13 protein-coding genes are annotated in these 20,331 nt (G+C 34.8%); 10 read left to right on the top strand and 3 right to left on the bottom strand.

The features are described 5' to 3' along the window. Positions 1-12: 12 nt before the first annotated feature. Entirely contained in the window at positions 13-795 is a 783-nt protein-coding gene (locus CVU84_15395; protein ID PKM93575.1) for a hypothetical protein, read from the bottom strand. 95 nt (positions 796-890) lie between these two features. Continuing rightward, entirely contained in the window at positions 891-1,565 is a 675-nt protein-coding gene (locus CVU84_15390; protein PKM93560.1) for a hypothetical protein, read from the bottom strand. A 275-nt stretch (positions 1,566-1,840) separates the two neighbouring features. On the opposite strand from CVU84_15390, the gene CVU84_15385 reads away from it, so the two are divergent. Next, entirely contained in the window at positions 1,841-2,257 is a 417-nt protein-coding gene (locus tag CVU84_15385; GenBank protein PKM93559.1) for an HIT family protein, read from the top strand. A gap of 84 nt (positions 2,258-2,341) precedes the next feature. Here CVU84_15385 and CVU84_15380 read toward each other — a convergent pair whose 3' ends face one another. Beyond that, entirely contained in the window at positions 2,342-3,421 is a 1,080-nt protein-coding gene (locus CVU84_15380) for an undecaprenyldiphospho-muramoylpentapeptide beta-N-acetylglucosaminyltransferase (protein ID PKM93558.1), read from the bottom strand. A gap of 358 nt (positions 3,422-3,779) precedes the next feature. Between CVU84_15380 and CVU84_15375 the strand changes: the two genes are divergently transcribed. The 9 genes from CVU84_15375 (at position 3,780) to CVU84_15335 (ending at position 20,274) form a co-directional block, all read left to right on the top strand. After that, positions 3,780-7,400, top strand: a complete 3,621-nt coding sequence (locus CVU84_15375) for a hypothetical protein (GenBank protein ID PKM93557.1) — start codon at positions 3,780-3,782, stop codon at positions 7,398-7,400. A 233-nt stretch (positions 7,401-7,633) separates the two neighbouring features. Beyond that, positions 7,634-8,680, top strand: a complete 1,047-nt coding sequence (locus CVU84_15370) for a hypothetical protein (protein PKM93556.1) — start codon at positions 7,634-7,636, stop codon at positions 8,678-8,680. Positions 8,681-8,840: 160 nt separating this feature from the next. Continuing rightward, positions 8,841-10,133: a homoserine dehydrogenase gene (locus CVU84_15365; protein ID PKM93555.1), complete on the top strand. Its 1,293-nt coding sequence runs from the start codon at positions 8,841-8,843 to the stop codon at positions 10,131-10,133. Between the two features lie 203 nt (positions 10,134-10,336). Beyond that, entirely contained in the window at positions 10,337-11,035 is a 699-nt protein-coding gene (locus tag CVU84_15360) for a hypothetical protein (protein PKM93554.1), read from the top strand. Then, complete coding sequence (locus CVU84_15355) at positions 10,986-12,251, top strand: hypothetical protein (protein PKM93553.1); 1,266 nt, start codon at positions 10,986-10,988, stop codon at positions 12,249-12,251. Before CVU84_15360 ends, CVU84_15355 begins: the two co-directional genes overlap by 50 nt. Further along, the gene (locus CVU84_15350) at positions 12,251-15,373 is read left to right on the top strand and encodes a multidrug ABC transporter (GenBank protein PKM93552.1); all 3,123 of its coding nucleotides are present in this window, start codon (positions 12,251-12,253) and stop codon (positions 15,371-15,373) included. Before CVU84_15355 ends, CVU84_15350 begins: the two co-directional genes overlap by 1 nt. Continuing rightward, positions 15,370-16,842: a hypothetical protein gene (locus tag CVU84_15345; GenBank protein ID PKM93551.1), complete on the top strand. Its 1,473-nt coding sequence runs from the start codon at positions 15,370-15,372 to the stop codon at positions 16,840-16,842. The genes CVU84_15350 and CVU84_15345 overlap by 4 nt, the downstream gene beginning before the upstream one ends. Continuing rightward, positions 16,829-17,911: a hypothetical protein gene (locus tag CVU84_15340; GenBank protein ID PKM93550.1), complete on the top strand. Its 1,083-nt coding sequence runs from the start codon at positions 16,829-16,831 to the stop codon at positions 17,909-17,911. The genes CVU84_15345 and CVU84_15340 overlap by 14 nt, the downstream gene beginning before the upstream one ends. 77 nt (positions 17,912-17,988) lie before the next feature. Then, on the top strand, positions 17,989-20,274 hold the full coding sequence (locus CVU84_15335; protein ID PKM93549.1) for a hypothetical protein: 2,286 nt from the start codon (positions 17,989-17,991) through the stop codon (positions 20,272-20,274). The last annotated feature ends 57 nt before the right edge of the window (positions 20,275-20,331 follow it).

Here is a 20,331-nt window from a genome sequence, read left to right as displayed (position 1 = left end):
TGGCCTACCTTTTTATTTTTCTATGAACATTTGGGCAAAAACCTTTCCATATCTAGAATCTTTGTAAATTCCAATGCCGATTGTATTGAAATTGGTTTTCAAGATGTTTGCTCGGTGACCGGGGCTATTCATAAGCGCGGTGTGAGCGGCTGAGACGGTACTGTTTCCTGCAATGTTTTCACCGGCGGATCTGTAAGTGATTCCGAAGGTTTTCATCATGTTGAAGGGGGAACCGTATTTGGGGGACTCATGGGCAAAATATTGGTTTATTGATAAATCTTCGGCTTTGATTCTTGCAACTTTCATTAGGCTCATGTCGGGCTTAAGTGAGGAAAGGCCATTTTTGCTTCTTTCCGAATTGATTAAATCAATCATTTGCTGCTCATCTGAGGTAATAGCATAGCTATATTTGTCAGTTGGGGTGGTTGGACTAGGTGTGGAAGGAGTTGGTGTTGGTGTCTTTGGTACCGTCGGTGTCTGGGAGGTGGTATTGTAGTAGCTCTTTACTCGTGTATAAGTGCTTGAGATTACACCAATCATGTCTCGTTCGGTATGGATGACGTACCAACCGCCTAGGGTTCCGACAACACTGACAACGGTTCCTTGTGATAAGGTTCCAATTACTGTGTAAGAAGTACCTGGTCCGGTTCTGATATTAAGTTGGTTAGCTGTAATTTCGATTTCTTTAATATTACTCCATTTAAATACATAAGCCTTGGCAACGATAGGTTGGCTGAATATCATGGAGAACATCATAATTGAGGTGAGACAAAATAGAGCTATTTTTTGTTTTATGCTCTTTTTCAAGTTTATCACTTCCTTTCATTTACTATTATGGTAAGAATAAATGAAAGTATGCGTAGGTTAGAATGGTAAAATATAACACCCATTTAAAATGGGTGCAAGGGAAGTTTGATTATGAATTTAGTACCGTTATTAAGACTGCTGATCACATCGAGTATTCCACTATGTTTATTTATTATGGAAGCTACAATAGGAAGTCCGAGGCCGGTTCCGTTATCTTTGTAGCTAACAAAGGGAAGGAAAATTGATGAAAGCTTATCCTCATCTATGCCAGAGCCATTGTCTTCAACTGTTGCCACAACATAAGTGCCTTCAATTGAAAGAGAAATAAGCACCCTACCACACATGGAGACAGCTTCAACTGCATTTTTAAGTAAATTAGTAAAAGCTTCCATAAGCTTAATCTCATCTCCATTGACATTATAGATGTCATCAGGGAGTACAAGATTAAGTTCGACTTGGTTTTGTATGGCAAAGGGTTCGAATCTGTCTGCGACTTCGGAGATTAGTTCGCCGAGATCTAATAGAGCAAAATCAAAATCCTCGGAATTGCTTAATTTATTAAAATCATTGAGTAGTGTACTTATAAAGTCAAGCTCGCTGTATAATTTGTGCCAATGTTTATTTTTTTTTACATCAGGAAATTGTATTTCAATTAATTGCAGTGTACTTGCAATAATAGCAATGGGATTTTTGATTTCATGTGCAATTTTAGCACAAGCTAAACCCATACTTTTATTGTATAAATCTTCCATATTCATCACCCAATAACCATGATAGCAGAAAACATAATAAAATACAATTTATATTTAAATAGATAAATATAAAAAGCAAAAAAACAATATTAAAGTAAATTAAAGCCGAGTTGAATTGTGTCGTGTAATGTCGAAAATTGTCGCAGAAAGCATGTCTTATGAGTTCGACTTATGTGATCCTGAAAATTCATTGAGAAAAAAGAGTTGAAAAAGTTAAGAATATCGTTTAGTATAATGAATAGGGCAATGGGTTATTTATTTTTAAAAGAGGAGACCTAAACATGTCACAACAAAAATGCGTTTTTTGCAGCATAGTAAGTGGTGAAATCCCTTCAGCTACAATATATGAAAACTCAGAATTTAAGGTTATACTTGATGTGTTTCCATCTGGTGTGGGACATACGCTCATATTTCCGAAGGAACACTTTGAAAACATTTACGATTTAGATGCTGAAACTGCAAGGAAGCTCTTTGCGTTTGTAACTATGGTAGCTAGAGCATTGAAAAAAGTGCTTAATTGCGATGGTATGAACATTTTACAAAACAATGGAGAGATTGCCGGGCAAACAGTTTTTCACTTTCATATGCATTTAATTCCAAGATTTGCTGGAGATGGCCTGAAATTCAACTGGCCAACCAAGAAATTTACCCAGGAAGAAATGGATAATTTAGCACTTGAAATTGGAAGCAACATTTAACATGAAAAAAGCTGCATCAAATGTGAGTTTGAATACAGCTGTTGATACTAAATACTAGGAGACATCTGATTTGGATGTCTTTTTCTATTTTCCGGAAGAACGCATTTCTAAGCTGACAATTTCTCGAACCACATTTTTCACACCGTTCTTCGACTTGCTGTGTTGCATATGGTCAAGATATTGGTTCTTGTTGTTGTATACTTCGTCGATGGCCTGTAAGAGCGTTTCGCCTGTCATAGTCTCTTCTTGTAATACATAGCTATATCCATGCTCTTTAAAGGAAGCAGCATTCAGCAATTGGTCTCCACGACTAGCGCTTTCAGGAAGAGGGATAAGGACATTAGGTTTTTTCAGAGCTAAGAGCTCGCATATTGCATTAGAACCTGCCCTTGAAACAACGATATCAGTCATAGCAAACAGATGAGGAAGCTCATCCTTAACATATTCAAATTGTTTATAACCAGCTAACCCTTCTAATAAAGTATCAATATTTCCCTTGCCACATAAATGTACAAATTGATATCTCTTTAATAGATCTGGAAGAATTGATCTTAGAGTATCGTTGAGCCTTTTTGCTCCAATACTACCCCCAATCATCATAAGGACCGGCTTATCTTCGTTAAACCCACAAGCTTTCAGGCCGAGGCTTCGGTCACCAGTGATAAGACTTTCTCTTATCGGAGAACCCGTGAAAACGGCTTTCTCTTTGGGCAAATGCTTAAGGGTTTCGGAGAAGGTAGTACATACCTTGCTCGCAAAGGGTAGACAAATTTTGTTTGCAAGACCAGGAGTCATATCAGATTCATGCAGTACTACCGGCACACCGTTGAGCTTACCTCCAATAATTACTGGAACACTAACAAAGCCGCCTTTAGAAAATATGATATCAGGCTTGATTTTTTTTATAAGTTTAAAAGCTTGGTAACATCCCTTCATTACCTTAAAAGGATCCGAAAGGTTCTTAAGGTCTAGATATCTTCTCAGCTTACCAGAAGATATTCCATAATAAGGAATTCCTGTATCCTTAATTAAGCTTCGCTCTATTCCATCATGTGATCCAATGTAATACAACTCATAGCCCTCGCTTCTTAGGGCATCTATTAAAGCAATATTAGGTGTTACATGGCCAGCGGTGCCACCACCTGTTAATACGATTTTTTTCATATGAATAGTCCTCCAAGTCAATCAACATCTACTATATATTATCCAATATTTTGGAAAATTGTCAATGGTTTTGACTATCCGAATGTTATGTTAACTAACCATGAAATATACATAGATTAATTATTACACTAATATTACAAATCGGGAAAAAACTTGTATTATTGGTAGTTTATGGATTATAATAATAAAAGCAGTTAATATGCAAGCATGTATTATGGTTTGATGGCTATTTCTATTACAGAAGTATTACATCTTAAGTAATATATTGACTGGCTTATTACTAAGTGCTATAATTTACCATGTGTGAGAAGGAACAACCTTCCATAAACGCAAACCCTTAAAGGAGGAGAAACAAATTATGAGAAATTTTAAAAAAGTAGTTGCTTTAGTTCTTGCTGTTGCATTAACGATGTCGACTTTTACAGTTGCATTTGCAGCAGAATCTACTACAGTAACGAAACTAAGTGACCTCGGTCTGCTTCTTAACACTACAGATGCAGAATTAGGTACAGAATTAACAAGAGAAATAGGTCTTACAATGATTCTCAAATCATTAGGCTACACACAAGCAGATGCAGACGCAGCTGTTGCTACATCACCTTTTACAGATGTTAAAGGTTGGTCAGCAGGATGGGCAGCTCTAGCATTCTCAAAAGGAATCACAGTAGGTACTTCAGCTACAACTTTTGCTCCAGCAGCAAAGTTAACTGAAAAAGAATTCGTAGCATTCCAATTAAGAGCATTAGGTTATGACACAACATTAGCATGGGACAACGCAGCTACATTAGCGGTTTCAGCTGGTCTTGTTCCAACTGGTGCAACTCTTGAAGCTACAACTTACACAAAATCTAATGCTGCAGAAGTTATGTATGCTGCATTAAAAGCTACAGTACAAGGTGTTACACCAGCGGTTACTTTAGCTGATCAATTAATTGCAAAAGGTTTATTTACTGCAGCTCAAGCAATTGCAGCTGGCGTTAAAGCAGAAGCTCCTATTGCGTTTGCAGTAGAATCTGTAACAGCTCTTAACTTAAACACAGTTAAAGTTGTATTTACACAACCAGTTAGCGAAAACAATGCAGAAAACACTGCAAATTACAAAATTGGTACTTCATCTTTAGGTACAGCTGATGCAGCAGTACTTCAAGCTGATGGAAAAACAGTTATTGTAATTATGAACACTAGATTAGATCAAGGCAAAAAAGAATATTTTACTGTTAACGCAGGTATTTTAAGCAAAGATGGAAAAGCTACTACTTCAAAAGTAGAAACAGAACTTACTTTCGCTGATGTTACAATTCCTACAGTTGCAAGTGTAACTGCTACAGGAAACAAAAAAGTAACAGTAATGTTTAGTGAGCCTGTTGACATTAGCCTTTCATATGCTGGTCTTAAAATTGATGGTGTTGCGGTTACTTCACTCGGAGCAAGCAATATCACTACAAACAATTTAGGATCACTAGGTACAACTGGTGACGAAGCTACAGATGCTGGATATGCTCAATCATTAGAAATTACTTTTGGTTCTGCTTTAACTGCTGGTTCACATACTTTTACAGTACCAGCTGGAGAAACAGGTAATTTTGAAGATACTGCTGGATTCAGAACTGTTGAAACTAGTACATCATTTACTATTGAATCAGTTACTGGTGCACCAACTATTACATCAGTTACTGGTGAAACAAATGGAATCGTTTACGTTCAATTTAATAGAGATATGGAATCAGGTACTGGAATAAATGGTGCAGAACTTACTTCAAACTACAAAATTGGTGCAACAAATGCAACAACTGCAGCATTTGATACTGGAAGTAAATCAAAAGTTAAATTAACATTTGCTTCAAGCACAGTTGCTAAAGGTGCTAATGTATTAACAGTTGACAAAGACATTAAAGATGCTTTTGGTAACTCCGTACATGCTGATGATGATCAAAGAGTAGCTTTTACAGCTGGAGATGATGCTGTGAAACCACTTGTTGATAGCGTAAGTTTATCATCAAATGTAGCAGGTGGAGCTAAGATCACTGTTAAATTTAGTGAAACAGTTAATGGTGCATACGGTACTAATTTCGCAAATTATAAGTTAAAAGATGTTGATGGAAATACTATAGCTAGTTCAACAAGTGGAATTGCATCAATCCTTAATTCTACTAATGGAGTTGGAAATGATGATACTTTTATCATTACTTTAACTACTGGTGTTTCACCACTTGCTAAACCTAGTTATACTTTAGAAGTTAAAAACATTGTTGACGTTGCTGCTACACCAAATAAAATTGATACAGTAACAAAAACAATTACAGTTGCAGATACAGTTGCTCCTACAGTAACTGCATATGAAACTACAACTGCAAACAAAGTAAGAGTTAAATTTAATGAAGCAATGAGCGCTACAATGCTTGAAAAAGCAAACTACTTCTATGTAGAAGGTGATGGCACAATTGTTGCATTACCATCTAGTGTAGCATTATCACAAATTGATAATAAAACTATTGAACTTACATTCCCTGGATCATTAACAGTAACACCAGGTAGTGTTGCAGATCTTATAGTTGCGGGACTTAGAATAGTAGGAGTTAGAGATGTTGCGGGTAACTTAATCGCAGGTGGAGCGGCTGATATTGCTATTACAACAGCTGCAGCTGCAACTAAACCTACAATTGATGGTTCTACTGTTAAAGTACAAGCAGATTCAAGTAAAGTATGGGTAACATTTGATACAAGTGAAATTCTTTCAGTTGTTGATGTTGCAGAGATTACATTCGGTGGCCAAACACCTGATACACGTCTAATTTCTGGAAAAACTGTAACTTTAAACTTTACAAATACTGGAAAAATGGACGCTATTAAATTATTAGGAAACACTGCTACTTTAGCAACTGTTGTTGCAGTTGCAAACACAATGACTGCTGAAGGCATTCCTATGGCTTCATACTTCGCTGGTGCAGCTTTAGCAGTTGAAGAAAACGCTGTTGCTCCTGCTGTAGTTAGTGTAGCTTCACCTTCAACTACTACAGTTGCTATTACATTTAGTGCTCCAATTGATGGTACTATTACTGGTCTTTACACTAACGACTTTACAGTTGAAAGTAATGGCGCTCTTAAAACAGTAAGTAGTGCTTCCGTAGCAAGTAATGTGTTGACATTAACATTATCAACTCCATTAACTGCTGAAGCAATTATCAAAGCTATTGAATCAAACATTAGCATTCAATCACCAGCTACTGATGGTGCTGAAACAGCTACTCTTTATGTACCAAGTTCAACTGACAAAGCGGGAAGAACTGTTGCTGCTAATGCTGGAGTAACTTTGGCTGCTACTGTTGAAACAACACCTGGTGTTGCTGCTACTTTAGGTACTGCTGGAGTTGAAACAATTACTGTTACAACTAAATCAACAACAGACGAATTTAAAACTGTTCAATTTACAGATGGAACAATTACGGTAGACGTTTTAGTAGACTTTGAAGATGATACTGCTGGAACAACAGATGATACGGCAGCTGATATTAGAACTGCAATTGCTGCAAATGCTGCTATCACAGCGGTATATACAGTTGGTGGTGCTGCATCTGCAATTACATTTACACAAATAGCTAATACTGGCGATGTATCAATCGCAATTGATGACGCTAACCTTACAACTGCTATAATCGGTGTTGCTGCTAATACTACACCTGGTGTTGCTGCTACTGCTGGAAATGCAGAAGTTGCTACTGCAACTGTTACTGCTGCTCCAACTGCAACTGGTAACATCGTAGTTAGATTAACTGATGGAACGATTACACAAGACGTTACTGTAGCTGTTCTTGTTACAGATACTACTGCAACAACAGCTGCTAAGATTCAAGCTGCTTTAACTGCGAATGCAACAATTAATGCTGCATACAACGTAACTAATGCTGGTGGATCTGCAGACGTTGTTATTACACAAAGAGTTCCTTTCTCTAACGTTACAATTACTGTAACAAGACAATAATATCTTAACTTGTATCTCGCTCTTAAGAGTTTGGTACAATGAAATAAGTTTTAAAAGATTAAAGAAATGCCACTATTTAGCAACCCAACGCAGACGTGCGTTGGGTTGTTTTTTAGTGCTTTACTTCATATTTATAAATGATATAATAAAGAAAGAAAGATTCGATTAAGAACTGGGTTAAATGTTGAAGGTTAGAATTACATAATAAATATATTAATCAAAAAGAGGTCACTATGATAAATTATTTAATATCTGCCATCTCAGTTATGTTCGCATTATTATCACTCATAATCACGTACTATATCTATAAGTCATCTAGCTTGGATTCATCCTATTTAGACATCGATAAACAATACTCAGATTTACTCAAAATTGGACTTGATAATCCAGAGCTAAGAGAGTATGAAAAAACATCTAGGTATTACAAACTTGACAACCAAGACATGTTCAAAAAGAAATATCATATTTATGCAAACATGTGCTGGAATCTGGTGGAAACAATATATGATAGGCAAAAGGATAAGAAAGGTATATTTAGATTATCTGAAACCTGGATACCTATTATGTTTGAAGAAAACAGATTGCATTACTGCTGGTTTAAGCACAATATAAGATTGTTCAAATCCGACTTTCAAAAATTTGTTTCAGGAGAACTTAATGATATTGAGATCATCGAAGGAGCACATCATGATTTGAAATCGGTATACGATCGATTTGAACAGGATTTTGCACTTGACGAAAGAAAAGAGTATAAACACTTAGAAGCACTTATGAGCAAAAAGAAATACAAATTATTGCTCGCTAAGCATAAGGTATTTAATGAGATTATTGGATATGCTTTTATATATGAGACGGATAAAAAAATTCTATGGCTTGACTATATGGCTATTGACAATAAGTTTCAAAATGCAGGATATGGTACTTTGCTATTTAACAAAATAGCGGAACTAAAGAAAGAAGGCATTTTAGGTGTCTTTTTAGAAGTAGAAATACCGAACCATCAAGATAAAGCTTGCAGGGAAGATCAAATAAAAAGAATTAAGTTTTATGAAAGGCTAGGAGCGAAACAGTTGGATGTAAAGTATCAGCTTCCAACTAACAAAGGTGGATTCCCAATGAATTTATACTTTAGGCCAGCACCAAATGCAAAGCTGTTACCTAAAGAATTAATTAAGGATACCATTACATCAATTTTTAATGATATTCATACTGATGTGAATGATACTACGTCTATTTTAGAGTCTTTCATAGATTCAGTTCATGATGAAAATTTTAACTAATTAAACCAGCCTAACTTGCACCATCAGTTAGGCTTTTTATTTCTAATACAAGTTTAATTTTTGTGAAATGTATTAGAATAATTATAGATTGACAAAATAATAAAAGAAGCCTATAATGTACACCATACAACTACACGTGTGCGCATGAGAAAGACGAGGTATAGTTATGAAAATTAAAGTTGGATTATTAGGATTAGGAACCGTTGGTTCGGGTGTGTATCAAATCATTCAAAATCATCAAGCTCAGCTTCAACAACAACTGGGTTGTGCAGTTGAGGTATCTAAGGTTTTAGTTAGGGATGTAACGAAAAAGAGGCAGATAGAAATTCCAGAGGGGATATTTACTACAGATGTTAATGATATTCTTGAAGACAAGAGTATAGACATCGTAGTCGAAGTGATTGGAGGAGTCGAAAAATCAAAGGAATTTTTACTTAGAGCACTGAACAATAAAAAACATGTAGTTACAGCAAATAAAGATGTGATAGCTATGCATAGCCTTGAACTACTAAATTGTGCTAGGGATAATGGATGTGATTTATTTTATGAAGCTAGTGTAGCTGGAGGTATTCCTATTATTAGAAGTCTTGTAGATGGTCTTGCATCAGATAAAATCACGAAGATGTTAGGCATAGTCAATGGAACAACGAACTATATTCTAACAAAGATGACGAATGAAGGTTCCAGCTATGAAGCTGCCTTAGAAAAAGCAAAAGATCTCGGATTTGCAGAAGCAGATCCAACAGCAGATATTGAGGGCTTAGATGCGGCAAGAAAAATGGTAATACTAGCTACCTTAGGATTTTTAACAAATGTAGCACTAGATGATGTCTACATTGAAGGTATATCTAAGGTTACTAAGGAAGACATAGACTATACAAAACTGTTGGGTTATACAATTAAATTAATTGGTCTTGCATCAAGAGTTGATGATGCAGTAGAGGTTAGTGTTCAACCAACATTAATACCTACCCACCATCCATTGGCAGCAGTTGAAAATGAGTTTAATGCAGTCTATGTATATGGTGAGGCTGTTGGGGAAACGATGTTTTATGGCCCTGGAGCAGGTGGATTACCCACGGCTACGGCTGTTGTCTCTGATGTAGTAGCAGTCATTAAGAATATGAGGCTGGGTGTAAATGGTGAAAGCATTAGAAATCAGTACAATAGAAAGCTAATCAAAACAAAAGAGCAAATATATTCTAAATATTTTATGAGATTAAAAGTAAAGGATGAAGTTGGTGTATTCTTGAAAATAGCAACCATCTTTCAAAATAACCAAATGAGTATCGAATCAATTCTGCAAAAACCTTGTAACGACGGTTTAGGTGCTGAAATAATCATTATTTCACACAAAGTTTCACTGAGAAGCTTCGACAACTCATTGGGAGAACTAAAAAACCTTGAAGAAGTCATTGGAATACAGAGTAGCTATAGAGTTGAAGGAATGTAATGGTAATGTATGCCAAACTACAGGTAAATTAAAAACAAATTAAATAATAAGCTACACAAAAAAACGCGATAAACCCGCGTTTTTTTGCATTTACAAAAGAGAATCCTGACCATTTCTAATAGTTTCCTAACCCTTTCTTTAGGGAAATTTTATACTTTTTTAATTGACTTTAATTTCCTGATTTGGTATCATTATTATTAATAATGAACGGAGGTTTACTAATGGCACAGGTGTTAAAAGAAGACGTTAGAGAAAATATACGCATTGCATCTATTCAAGAATTTAAAGAAAATGGGTACGAAAAAGCATCTATGAGAGCGATAGCAACCAATGCAGGTATTTCAGTTGGCAATCTATATAGATACTTCAGTGATAAGCACAGTTTGTTTGATAATATTGTTTCAACAATATATGAGAACATTAATAGCAATGTACATTTTGAATATAAGATGCTTTTTTTAGATGTGAATCTACTAGAGCATATGGATTTAATTAATCGTTTTATTAGCACGAGAAAAGGACATAGAGACGAATTATACATACTTCTAGAAAAAAGCAAAGGCTCCAAATACGAAGATATAAAGCCTATTATGATTTCTAAAATGGAAGCCGCTTTTATGGATACGGTTATTGCTGAGGTTAATAAGGATCAAGAGATCGTAAAAGGAACGTTATTTGCGAAAGCTTTTTCCACTTCTATTGTTGAAGGTTTAACCAAAATTATCGTTGAAGCTGAGGAAGAGGAAGTGTTTGTTCAAAATGTCATTCAATATATTGAATTTACCTTTAAAAGTACGATAAGGACATTAATAGCTATTAGAGACGGAAAAATGAATTTCAGGAGGATTAGTGATGAAGAAAAAGAATTATATAATAATATCAATTGCGGTCATAATCGTTAGTTTGATAGGCCTTAGAGTTTACAATAAAATAAAAGATTCTCAAATAACTGTTGTTGAAACAAATCTTATTACCGTAGAAGGTGAAGCAGTAAGAAAAGGAACAGTGAATGACTATGCTGTGTTAACGGGAACAATTACTGCAGAGCAAACAGTTAGTATCATACCTACAGTTCCTGCAATTGTTCGAAAGATCAATGTAGAAGTAGGCGACGAAGTGAAGCAAGGTGAATTATTATTTCAATTAGAAACAGAGGATATTCAAAATCAAGTCACTCAAGCGAATGCAGGTCTAGAGCAAGCCCAGCTTGGAGTGCTCAACGCACAAGAGGCGGCGAAGCAAGCTCAAACGGGCTATGACATGGCGAAAGCAAATTATGATTTGAACTTTGAAAAATATGAATTTTCTCGTGAAAATTTAGCCAAATATGATGAGCTTTATAAAGAAGGTATTATATCTGAAGCAGAATATAAGCAAACGAAGCTTCAAGCTTCAGAATCAACCTTAGAAATACTAAACAAGCAATTACAGCAGGCTGAACAATCAAAAAATCAAGCGAACCTCGGAATTGAGAATGCCAAGGCAATGGTTAAGCAAGCACAAGCAGGTTATAATACAGCATCAGGAACATTAGAAGATACAAGCTATACAGCACCAATCAATGGTTATGTTTCTTCCATTAATGTTGTGGAAAGTATGTTTGCTTCAAATGCCCAACCAGCAATGGTTATCAATTACATTGATAAGGTTACGGTCAATGTTGATATTACTGAAAATATGGTTAACAAGCTTGTCAAAGGTCAAGAAGTTGAAGTTGTAATTAATTCATTAGGAGATAAAGTATTCAAGGGTACGCTTAAAACAATTAGCCCTGCAGCAGATGCTAGAACACTCTTATATTCAATAACTGTTGAAGTTGATAACAAGAACCATGAAATAAAACCTGGAATGTTTGCAAATGTAAAACTAAGAACCGAGGAAAAGAAGGATGCTCTTTATGTGAAAGGGGAAGCGGTTTTTTTCCAAGAAGGCAAAAACTTTATTTTTGTAGAAAAAGAAAACAATGCTATTGAGAGAAGAGAACTTGAAGTAGGTATTGATAATGGTGAATATATAGAAATACTGAAAGGCTTAACGGGAGGCGAAATTTATATCTATAAGGGTGTTGGATTTTTAGATGAGGATTCTTTAATAACTATGGTAAGAGGTGATCAGTGATGAATATTTCTGAGTTAGCGGTTAAAAGACCTGTTACAACAGTTATGCTAATTTTAATCGTTGTGGTTCTTGGGGCGGTATCTTTCTCAAGAATTGGAATTGATTTATTTCCAAATATAGAAATACCAGTTGCTATTGTAAGCACCTCTTACGCAAATGTTGCCCCTGTTGAAATAGAAACATTAATTACAAAACCTATTGAAGAAGCGTTAGGTACAGTAGAAAATATCGATGTGATTCAATCAATCACTATGGAGGGCAACTCTATTGTAGTTGCACAGTTTGATTTTGGGACTGATATGGACTTCACAAGTTTGAAAATGAGAGAAAAAGTGGATATGGTAAAGGGCTTTTTACCAGAAGGTGCATCAGATCCAATGGTAATGCAGATCGACCCGAATGCAGGAGCGATTATGCAAATATCTGTATCTGGAACGGATGTAGCAACACTTCAAGCTTATGCTGAAAATGATTTAAAGAGTCGCCTGGAGAGAATCAAGGGTGTAGCATCAGTAGATATATCAGGTGGATACGAAAATTATGTTAGTATTCAAGTATATACTGACCGCTTAAATGGTTACGGACTATCAATGGATACAATTGCACAAAATTTGGCTGCACAAAACTTAAACCTTCCAGCTGGTAAAGTAAATAAGGGAGATAAATCTCTCCTTGTTAGAATGGTTGGAGAATTTAAATCAATAGAAGATGTAAAGAATATTCCAATCCTTCTTGCTACAGGAAAGGTCATTTGTTTACAAGATGTAGCAGAGATTGCACTTGAAAATAAAGAGCTTACAAGTATTTCTAAGGTTAATGGAGAATCTGCAGTAAGTTTATCAGTACAAAAGCAATCAGGTACAAATACAGTTGCGGTTGCAGATAAGGTAAGAGAAACAATTGAAGAAATCAATAAAACAAGCAAATATAAGGTTGATATCGTAATTGACCAATCTGAGTACATAAATCAATCTATTGCACAAGTATCAAGCAATGCATTATTTGGAGGTATACTTGCGGTACTAATTTTATTTATCTTTCTAAGAAATATAAGAAGTACCTTGATTATTGGATTATCAATTCCAATTTCTGTAATAGCTACTTTTGTACTGATCTTCTTTAATGATATTACGCTTAATATGATGACCCTTGGGGGTCTTGCCTTGGGAATTGGTATGCTCGTTGATAACTCGGTAGTAGTTCTAGAGAATATTTATCGGTATCGACAAGAAGGGCATTCAAGACGTACGGCAGCCATAGAGGGAACGAAAGAAGTAGCTATGGCGGTTACAGCATCTACCCTCACAACAATAGCGGTTTTCTTACCGATTGCTTTTGTCCAAGGTATTACTTCTATTATGTTTAGGGAGTTAGCCCTAACTGTAACCTTTTCATTAGTTGCTTCACTAATCGTATCGTTAACATTGATTCCAATGATGGCATCTAAAATGTTAAAGGTAGACGATATGCAAGGGAAACATCATGTTACAAAATATAAGTTTTTGGGAGTAGTTTTAGATAAAACAGATGTTTTTTATGCTAAAACGGAGGCATATTATAAAAATCTTTTGAAATGGTCTCTATCCCATAGAAAGTCCGTGGTACTAATCGCGGTGGTATTATTTATTGCCAGCATTGCTTCTACATCACTTATTGGAAGCGAATTTTTCCCAACTGCTGATGAGGGTGCTTTTGTCATAACGGTGGAGCTAGAAAATGGTTCTGTTGCAAAAGACACAAGTGCAGCTATCGACGATATCATAGACAAAATAAAAGATGTAGAAGAAATCGATTATGTCTTTTCTAATACGACCAGTACAGATTTTCTTGATTCATCGCAAAATCAAGGGCAAATACAAGGCGTATTGAAGCCGCTAGATAGTAGAAATAAAAGTGTATTTGAAGTTATCGATGACCTTGAATTGAAAATTGGAAAAATACCAGGTGTTAAAACAACAGTGAGTGCGCAAAGTTCAATGATGATGATGAGTGGAGGTAGCGCAATTGTAGTTGGTATTAAGGGGGATGATTACAGCCAGTTAGAAATGCTTGCTCAGGATGTTACTAAGCTTGTTAAGGAGGTTGGTGGCACTAAGAATGTGAGCTCAAGTATTTCCGATGCTGTACCGCAAATTGAAATTAATATGAAGCCTGCAGGATCGAGATATGGATTAACGACTGTTCAAGTTGCGAATGCAGTGAAAGGTGTAATAGAAGGTAAAACAGCAACAAGATATAAATACAACGGGGAAGAAATTGATGTTATAATAGAAGGTGAAGACTTGTATGGGGAAAGTATTTCCAATCTTGAACAAGTTTCTATCCAAACTCCGATGGGAACTACGGTGCCATTAGAGCTTGTTGCAGATATTAAGATTGGAACGGGACCTATCGCATTAAATAGAGATAATCAAGCTAGAATTGTAACTGTTTCAGCGGATTTGAATGGTAAGGATTTAGGTGCTGTAACTGAGGCGATTAATATAGGCATTGAAAAACTGAGCATTCCTGATGGTTATACAGTTGAGATGACTGGTCAAGATGAAATGATGGCAGAAGCCTTTTCAGATTTATTAATGGCACTTGGCCTTGCAATTTTACTTGTTTATATGATTCTGGCTTCCCAGTTTGAATCGCTATTGATGCCGTTTATAATCATGTTTTCTACACCGCTTGCATTTGCAGGAGGATTGCTAGGATTGTTCATTTCAGGTAGGACACTTAATATTACATCAATGATTGGATTTATATTATTGGCAGGTATTGTAGTTAATAATGCAATTGTTCTTGTGGACTATATTAACACAAGGCGAAAGGCGGGAGAAGAAAGGGATGAAGCAATCTTAAATGCTGGACCGATAAGACTAAGACCAATTTTAATGACGACCTTAACAACGGTATTAGGTCTAGTTCCAATGACTCTTGGTATTGGAGAAGGCGCAGAACTTTCATCTTCAATGGGTACGGTTGTTATTGCAGGACTATCTGTGTCAACCTTATTAACATTGATATTCATTCCGGTAATGTATGCTATATTAGAAGATAAGATTGAAAAGTTTAAGAAGAAAAGAAAAGAGAAGTTAAAAAAAGTTAAAGGAAAAACAAATGAGGTGATTACATGATATTAAAAAAAATGAGGGGAATCCTTTGCTTAGTGGTTGTGGTATCCCTGATTTCAGCAACAACGGTGTTAACAGGAGCTACAGAGCCAACAAAAACAATTGTGTTAAAGAAAGAAGAGGTTGGTGCTACTGCTGTTAAGCATAGTAGTGTTATTAGAGGAATGGAAAACGATTTAGAAGGTATGGAAGATAGTTATAGGGATATGAGAAAAGGACTAGAGGCATTAGATAATTTGTATGATTCGCTTTCTACCTATAAGTCTCTAGCTAGCAAGAAAACAACTACTGAAAGCGATGGTAGATTTAATGATATGTTTGTCATTTTACCTCAAAAAGCTGGTATCGAAATGGCTTTATTAACTGAAACAAATGCGGCAACCATAGCAACCTTAACGAGTGACTTAAATACAATTAACACAAGAATTGGGATAATTCAAGCAGATATGATAGCATTACCAGATGCAGAAGAGGCTACACTTCTCACAGTTTTAGAATATTATCAACTTCAAACGATAGCTACGCAATTTGCTTTCTTAGGTATAAATTCAGCTAATATTTCTAGACAAAGGGAATATGACATGTTCGTCTATCCGCTTTCTGTTGCACCTCATGCAATGCAAGCAGGGATAGATTCTATGAAATTAGGCGTAGAGGCAGCTAAAGCGGGAGTAAGCTCTGGCGCAGAACAATTGTATAGTGCCTTACTTACCCTGGAGGGGTATTATGATTTACAAACAGCTGCGTTTAACTTAAAGGATAGTGAATTTAAGAGTACAACAAAGAAGTATGAAAAAGGTTTGGTATCAAAGGCAAAATTAGAGCAAGCAACCAATGAAAGAGAAATTGCTTCATTAGAAAAAAAGAAATTGGAAAGAGATCTCGAAAATCTACAAATGTCACTTAAACAAATGCTTGGGATTGAATTAACAACAGGTATTGATGTATATACTCCAGTCGATGGAAAAAGAGTACTCAATTCTTTGAATTACTATATAACAGAAGCATTAAAAAATAGAAGTGAAATTAAAATTGTTGATATATCAATTAGTCATAAGCAACTTGAACTGACTCAGGTAAAACAGTATTTTTCTTCTTCTGCTGATCAGTCCTTGATTGCAGAAAGTGAGTTGTTAGAAAAGCAATTAGAAAAACAAGAAATACAAAAAACCATAGAATCAGAAATAAGAAATGCCTATAACGATGTTTTAATTAAAGATGAAGCCTTTCTCATAAAATTACAAGAATTGTTATATGCTAAAAAAAGCTTAGCAGATATTATCAGATACTATGAACTTGGATATGTAACCCAAGATGCTATAGATGGATATAAAATCTCGGTAATGCAAAAAGAAATTGACTATAACGATGCATTAAGAAAATGCGATGACGCTCACAAGGCAATTAAAAATGCAAGTTTAATAGGCCCAGGGTATAACAATGAAGGAGGAATGAGTCTTGAAGAGAACTAAAGGATTATTAACAATCGGGTTATCGGTGATTTTGGCAGCAGTTATTATTTTACCAACATTTGGAGAAAATCAGATAATCGATCTATCAAATATACAAGAGTATATTACGAAAAACAATATTGAAATAAAAAGGTATGACGAAAAAATAAAAATAGCGCAAAATAAGTATAATAATACAGTTTTTAATGTAGGTGAAGCAGGCACTGATAGTATTGATACGCAAAAGAAAAAGACCTTTTATCCTAAACAAGAGGAAATGAACTTAGCTTATAGTAAATGGGAAAGAAGTGAAAAAGAACAAGAGCTTCAAGTAGAAGGAAAAGATAAATATTTTAACTTACTTTTAATTGATGAAGAAATTACTTTACAAGTAAAGAAGATTGAAAGAATTAAGCTTGCACTAGAACAGTTGAAAAAAAGAATGGATTTAGGTTTAGAAGTAGCTTCATCTGTAACTAAGAAGGAAAATGAAATATTAAATGAAGAACATGTACTAAAAGGGTTACAGACAGAAAAAGAAAAAATCACTATGGACTTAAATATAGTAATAAATTATGCTATGACCTCTAAAAACACCTTAAAGGTAATCGATATTCCGTTTGAGGTTTATAAGGTTGATGATCTAAAAAGTAAAATAGATAAGGTTTTAACTTGGAATGGTGAAATCATTAAGCTTGATGCAGAGGTTATATTAGCAAATCTTCATGGTACTATTTATTCTCAATATGGGAATACAGACCAACACAACGAATTATCTAGTCGATATAGCGAAGAAAGTGCAGATAAAAAACTCGATTTATTGGATGAAAAAATTAGTATTGAATATAAAATTAGAAGTCAATACAATACCTTATTAAATGCTCAGGATAAAGTTACAATAGATGAACTTAAAGCTAAGAATTTAAAAACAGATTTAGATGCTGCAAAGAAACGTTCAGACCTAGGGCTTATCACATCGGCAGAGGTAGCTATTGCAGAAGAGAATGTAGCGTTTGCTGAACTAGCATTAAAAAAATCAAAACTTGATTATTATTTGAAGGTTGAAGTTTTCAAAAACTTATTACAATAATATGTCAACTATTGTCCGTTTAATCTACAAGTGATATAATATTACCAATATTATGATTAAAAAAGGGTGGTAGAGAGATGAATGTTTTCAAGCGAGTGAGTTTATTGTTTTTAGCTCTAAGTATTATATTATCTGTTCCTGTAGATAAGCTTAACGCACAGAGTTCAACATTAAGTCAACAAGAACAGGCAAAGATATTGAATGAACTTAGTATTCTTAGAGGTAGCGGGGATAGTTATCATCTTGATAAAAAGCTAACAAGGGCGGAAGCAGCTGCTTTTATCGTTAGACTATTAGGAAAAGATGATTTAGTGAACTCACAAAAAGACAAATATTCGTATACATCTTATACTGATGTTTCACCTGATGAGTGGTATGCGCCTTACGTTGGATATTGTGATACGAATAGCATTATTAATGGATTTTCAGATAAAACTTTTAGACCAGCAGATTATATAAGTGAAAAAGCTTTTTTAAAGATGCTGCTTACGAGCTTGAATTATGGATATAATGTTGATTTTACATGGAACAATGTAAATTATTATTCTCTTAAGGCTGGCATTGTACAAGATGAAGCCTATGGAAAAACAACTGCGGATAACCTTAATTATTCAAGAGGAGCTGTAGTAGAAGCATTGTATTCTACATTAAGGTCTATAAACAAAACAACGAACCTTCGTATGATTCAAAGCTTTATTGACAATAACACGGTATCAAAGGAGCAAGCTGTATCCTATGAATTAATTGAAGACACAATTGCTACAGCGGTTACTTCAATAAATGGTACTACTGAAACTATGATAGAAGTTGAATTTAATGAACCAGTAATAAAATTGAATCCAGGTGACATAAAAATATATGAAAAAAACAGTGTATCTTCTATTATCAATCCAATTGAAGTTACAAAGGGGGATAAAACAAATGCTTATAAAATAAAGCTAGAAACCCCTCAAAAAATGGATGAAGATTATACCATTGAATTAACGTATGTAATAGATACATATGGTAATAAAAATGAACCAATTAAGTATGATTTTACGGGGTTCAGACCGGAAGTATTAATTTCGGATTATTTTATGATTAGTAAAATTGAATCTGTTGGAACTAATTTATTTTATGTATATTTTACCCAACCAATTAATGACAATGTATTAGTTCCAAGTTATTACACACTTAAGAAACAAGATCAAACTGTAGTGACGGGATCTGCTACAAGCCTACAGTTAAGTAAACTTCCAAATGTTAACAATGGAATATCTGTATATTTGAAGAATTATAACTTAACGGCAGAGGACATTTATAAACTATTAGTTGATGGAAAGACAACTAGTCTGTATGGTGTTCAACTACGAGATGGTGTTGGAGATTCGATCAAGCTAAAAGCAGTCGCTACAGCAAGCCAACCGTTTGAGTTATCAAGTATCATTCCATTAAGTAGTAATACGATTCAGTTGAACTTTAATAAAATTGTCAATGCAACCATTGCTGAGCAGGTTTTCAGTTATTACCTTACAACTGCAACAGGAACCCCTATTCAAGTTACAAAAGCAACTGTTGACCAAACAACCGGAAGCCGTTCAGTGACACTTACAATAGGCAGTACAATGGTACAAAGTCAAAAATATAATTTAATGATTAATAACATTAATGACGCTTCAAGACAATATTCAATTACAGAAAAATCATTTGATTATACCTATTCAAGTGTAGCAGCTTCAAAAGTTAAAATTACCGGCGCATATTCTATAGACGCAAATACATTAGTAGTAAACATTGATAAACCACTAGATGAAGTGTCTGCAAAACTTATTGGGAACTATGTAATTAGAAACATAACCGATTCATCCTATTTAGGTCAACCAGCTACAGTATTTTATGATAAAAATGTCAATGCCTATTCTATTAAGTTGTACCTTCAACAAGGCATTAGTTTTACAGGTAGTAAGAGATATGAAATAGCTTTAGCCTCCGCATTGAAGGATGCTACAGGAAACGTACAAGGCGCAGAAGAAAGATATGAATTCTATCATAACAATACTGCTGTAGAAGAGACATATGTTAAAGAAGCAATTATAATTGGAGCTAATACAGTTAAGATAACCTTTAACAAAGAAATTGCTTTTGATATTAAAAACGTACTGGCAACAAATTATAGTATTTCATATTTAGAAGATGGAACAAGCAATAAGAAGACGCCAATCGGTGTGACATATATTAATCCAACAACGGTTATCTTGAAGTTTGATTCACTTGACACAAAGAAGCTATACTCACTAACTTTTAATCAATTAATTAGCTATAATAATATCATAACTAATAACTCTATAGGAAAATACTCAACACCCGTAGTACTTGGTAAGTAATTTAAGTGGTTCTGTCTTCAAAAAACTGAGGGCAGAACCTTTTATCAATACAAAGGA

The sequence above is a fragment of the Firmicutes bacterium HGW-Firmicutes-1 genome, assembly GCA_002841625.1.
Classification (GTDB): domain Bacteria; phylum Bacillota; class Clostridia; order Lachnospirales; family Vallitaleaceae; genus HGW-1.
The sequence above is the reverse complement of the archived record's forward strand: the minus strand, read 5'-3'. Positions and strand labels throughout refer to the sequence as shown.

Bases quoted from the DNA above. Each gene is read 5' to 3' on its own strand.
- CVU84_15390 (PKM93560.1), bottom strand. From the start codon at position 1,565: ATGAATATGGAAGATTTATACAATAAAAGTATGGGTTTAGCTTGTGCT.
- CVU84_15385 (PKM93559.1), top strand. From the start codon at position 1,841: ATGTCACAACAAAAATGCGTTTTTTGCAGCATAGTAAGTGGTGAAATC.
- CVU84_15380 (PKM93558.1), bottom strand. From the start codon at position 3,421: ATGAAAAAAATCGTATTAACAGGTGGTGGCACCGCTGGCCATGTAACA.
- CVU84_15375 (PKM93557.1), top strand. From the start codon at position 3,780: ATGAGAAATTTTAAAAAAGTAGTTGCTTTAGTTCTTGCTGTTGCATTA.
- CVU84_15370 (PKM93556.1), top strand. From the start codon at position 7,634: ATGATAAATTATTTAATATCTGCCATCTCAGTTATGTTCGCATTATTA.
- CVU84_15360 (PKM93554.1), top strand. From the start codon at position 10,337: ATGAACGGAGGTTTACTAATGGCACAGGTGTTAAAAGAAGACGTTAGA.
- CVU84_15355 (PKM93553.1), top strand. From the start codon at position 10,986: ATGAAGAAAAAGAATTATATAATAATATCAATTGCGGTCATAATCGTT.
- CVU84_15350 (PKM93552.1), top strand. From the start codon at position 12,251: ATGAATATTTCTGAGTTAGCGGTTAAAAGACCTGTTACAACAGTTATG.
- CVU84_15345 (PKM93551.1), top strand. From the start codon at position 15,370: ATGATATTAAAAAAAATGAGGGGAATCCTTTGCTTAGTGGTTGTGGTA.
- CVU84_15335 (PKM93549.1), top strand. From the start codon at position 17,989: ATGAATGTTTTCAAGCGAGTGAGTTTATTGTTTTTAGCTCTAAGTATT.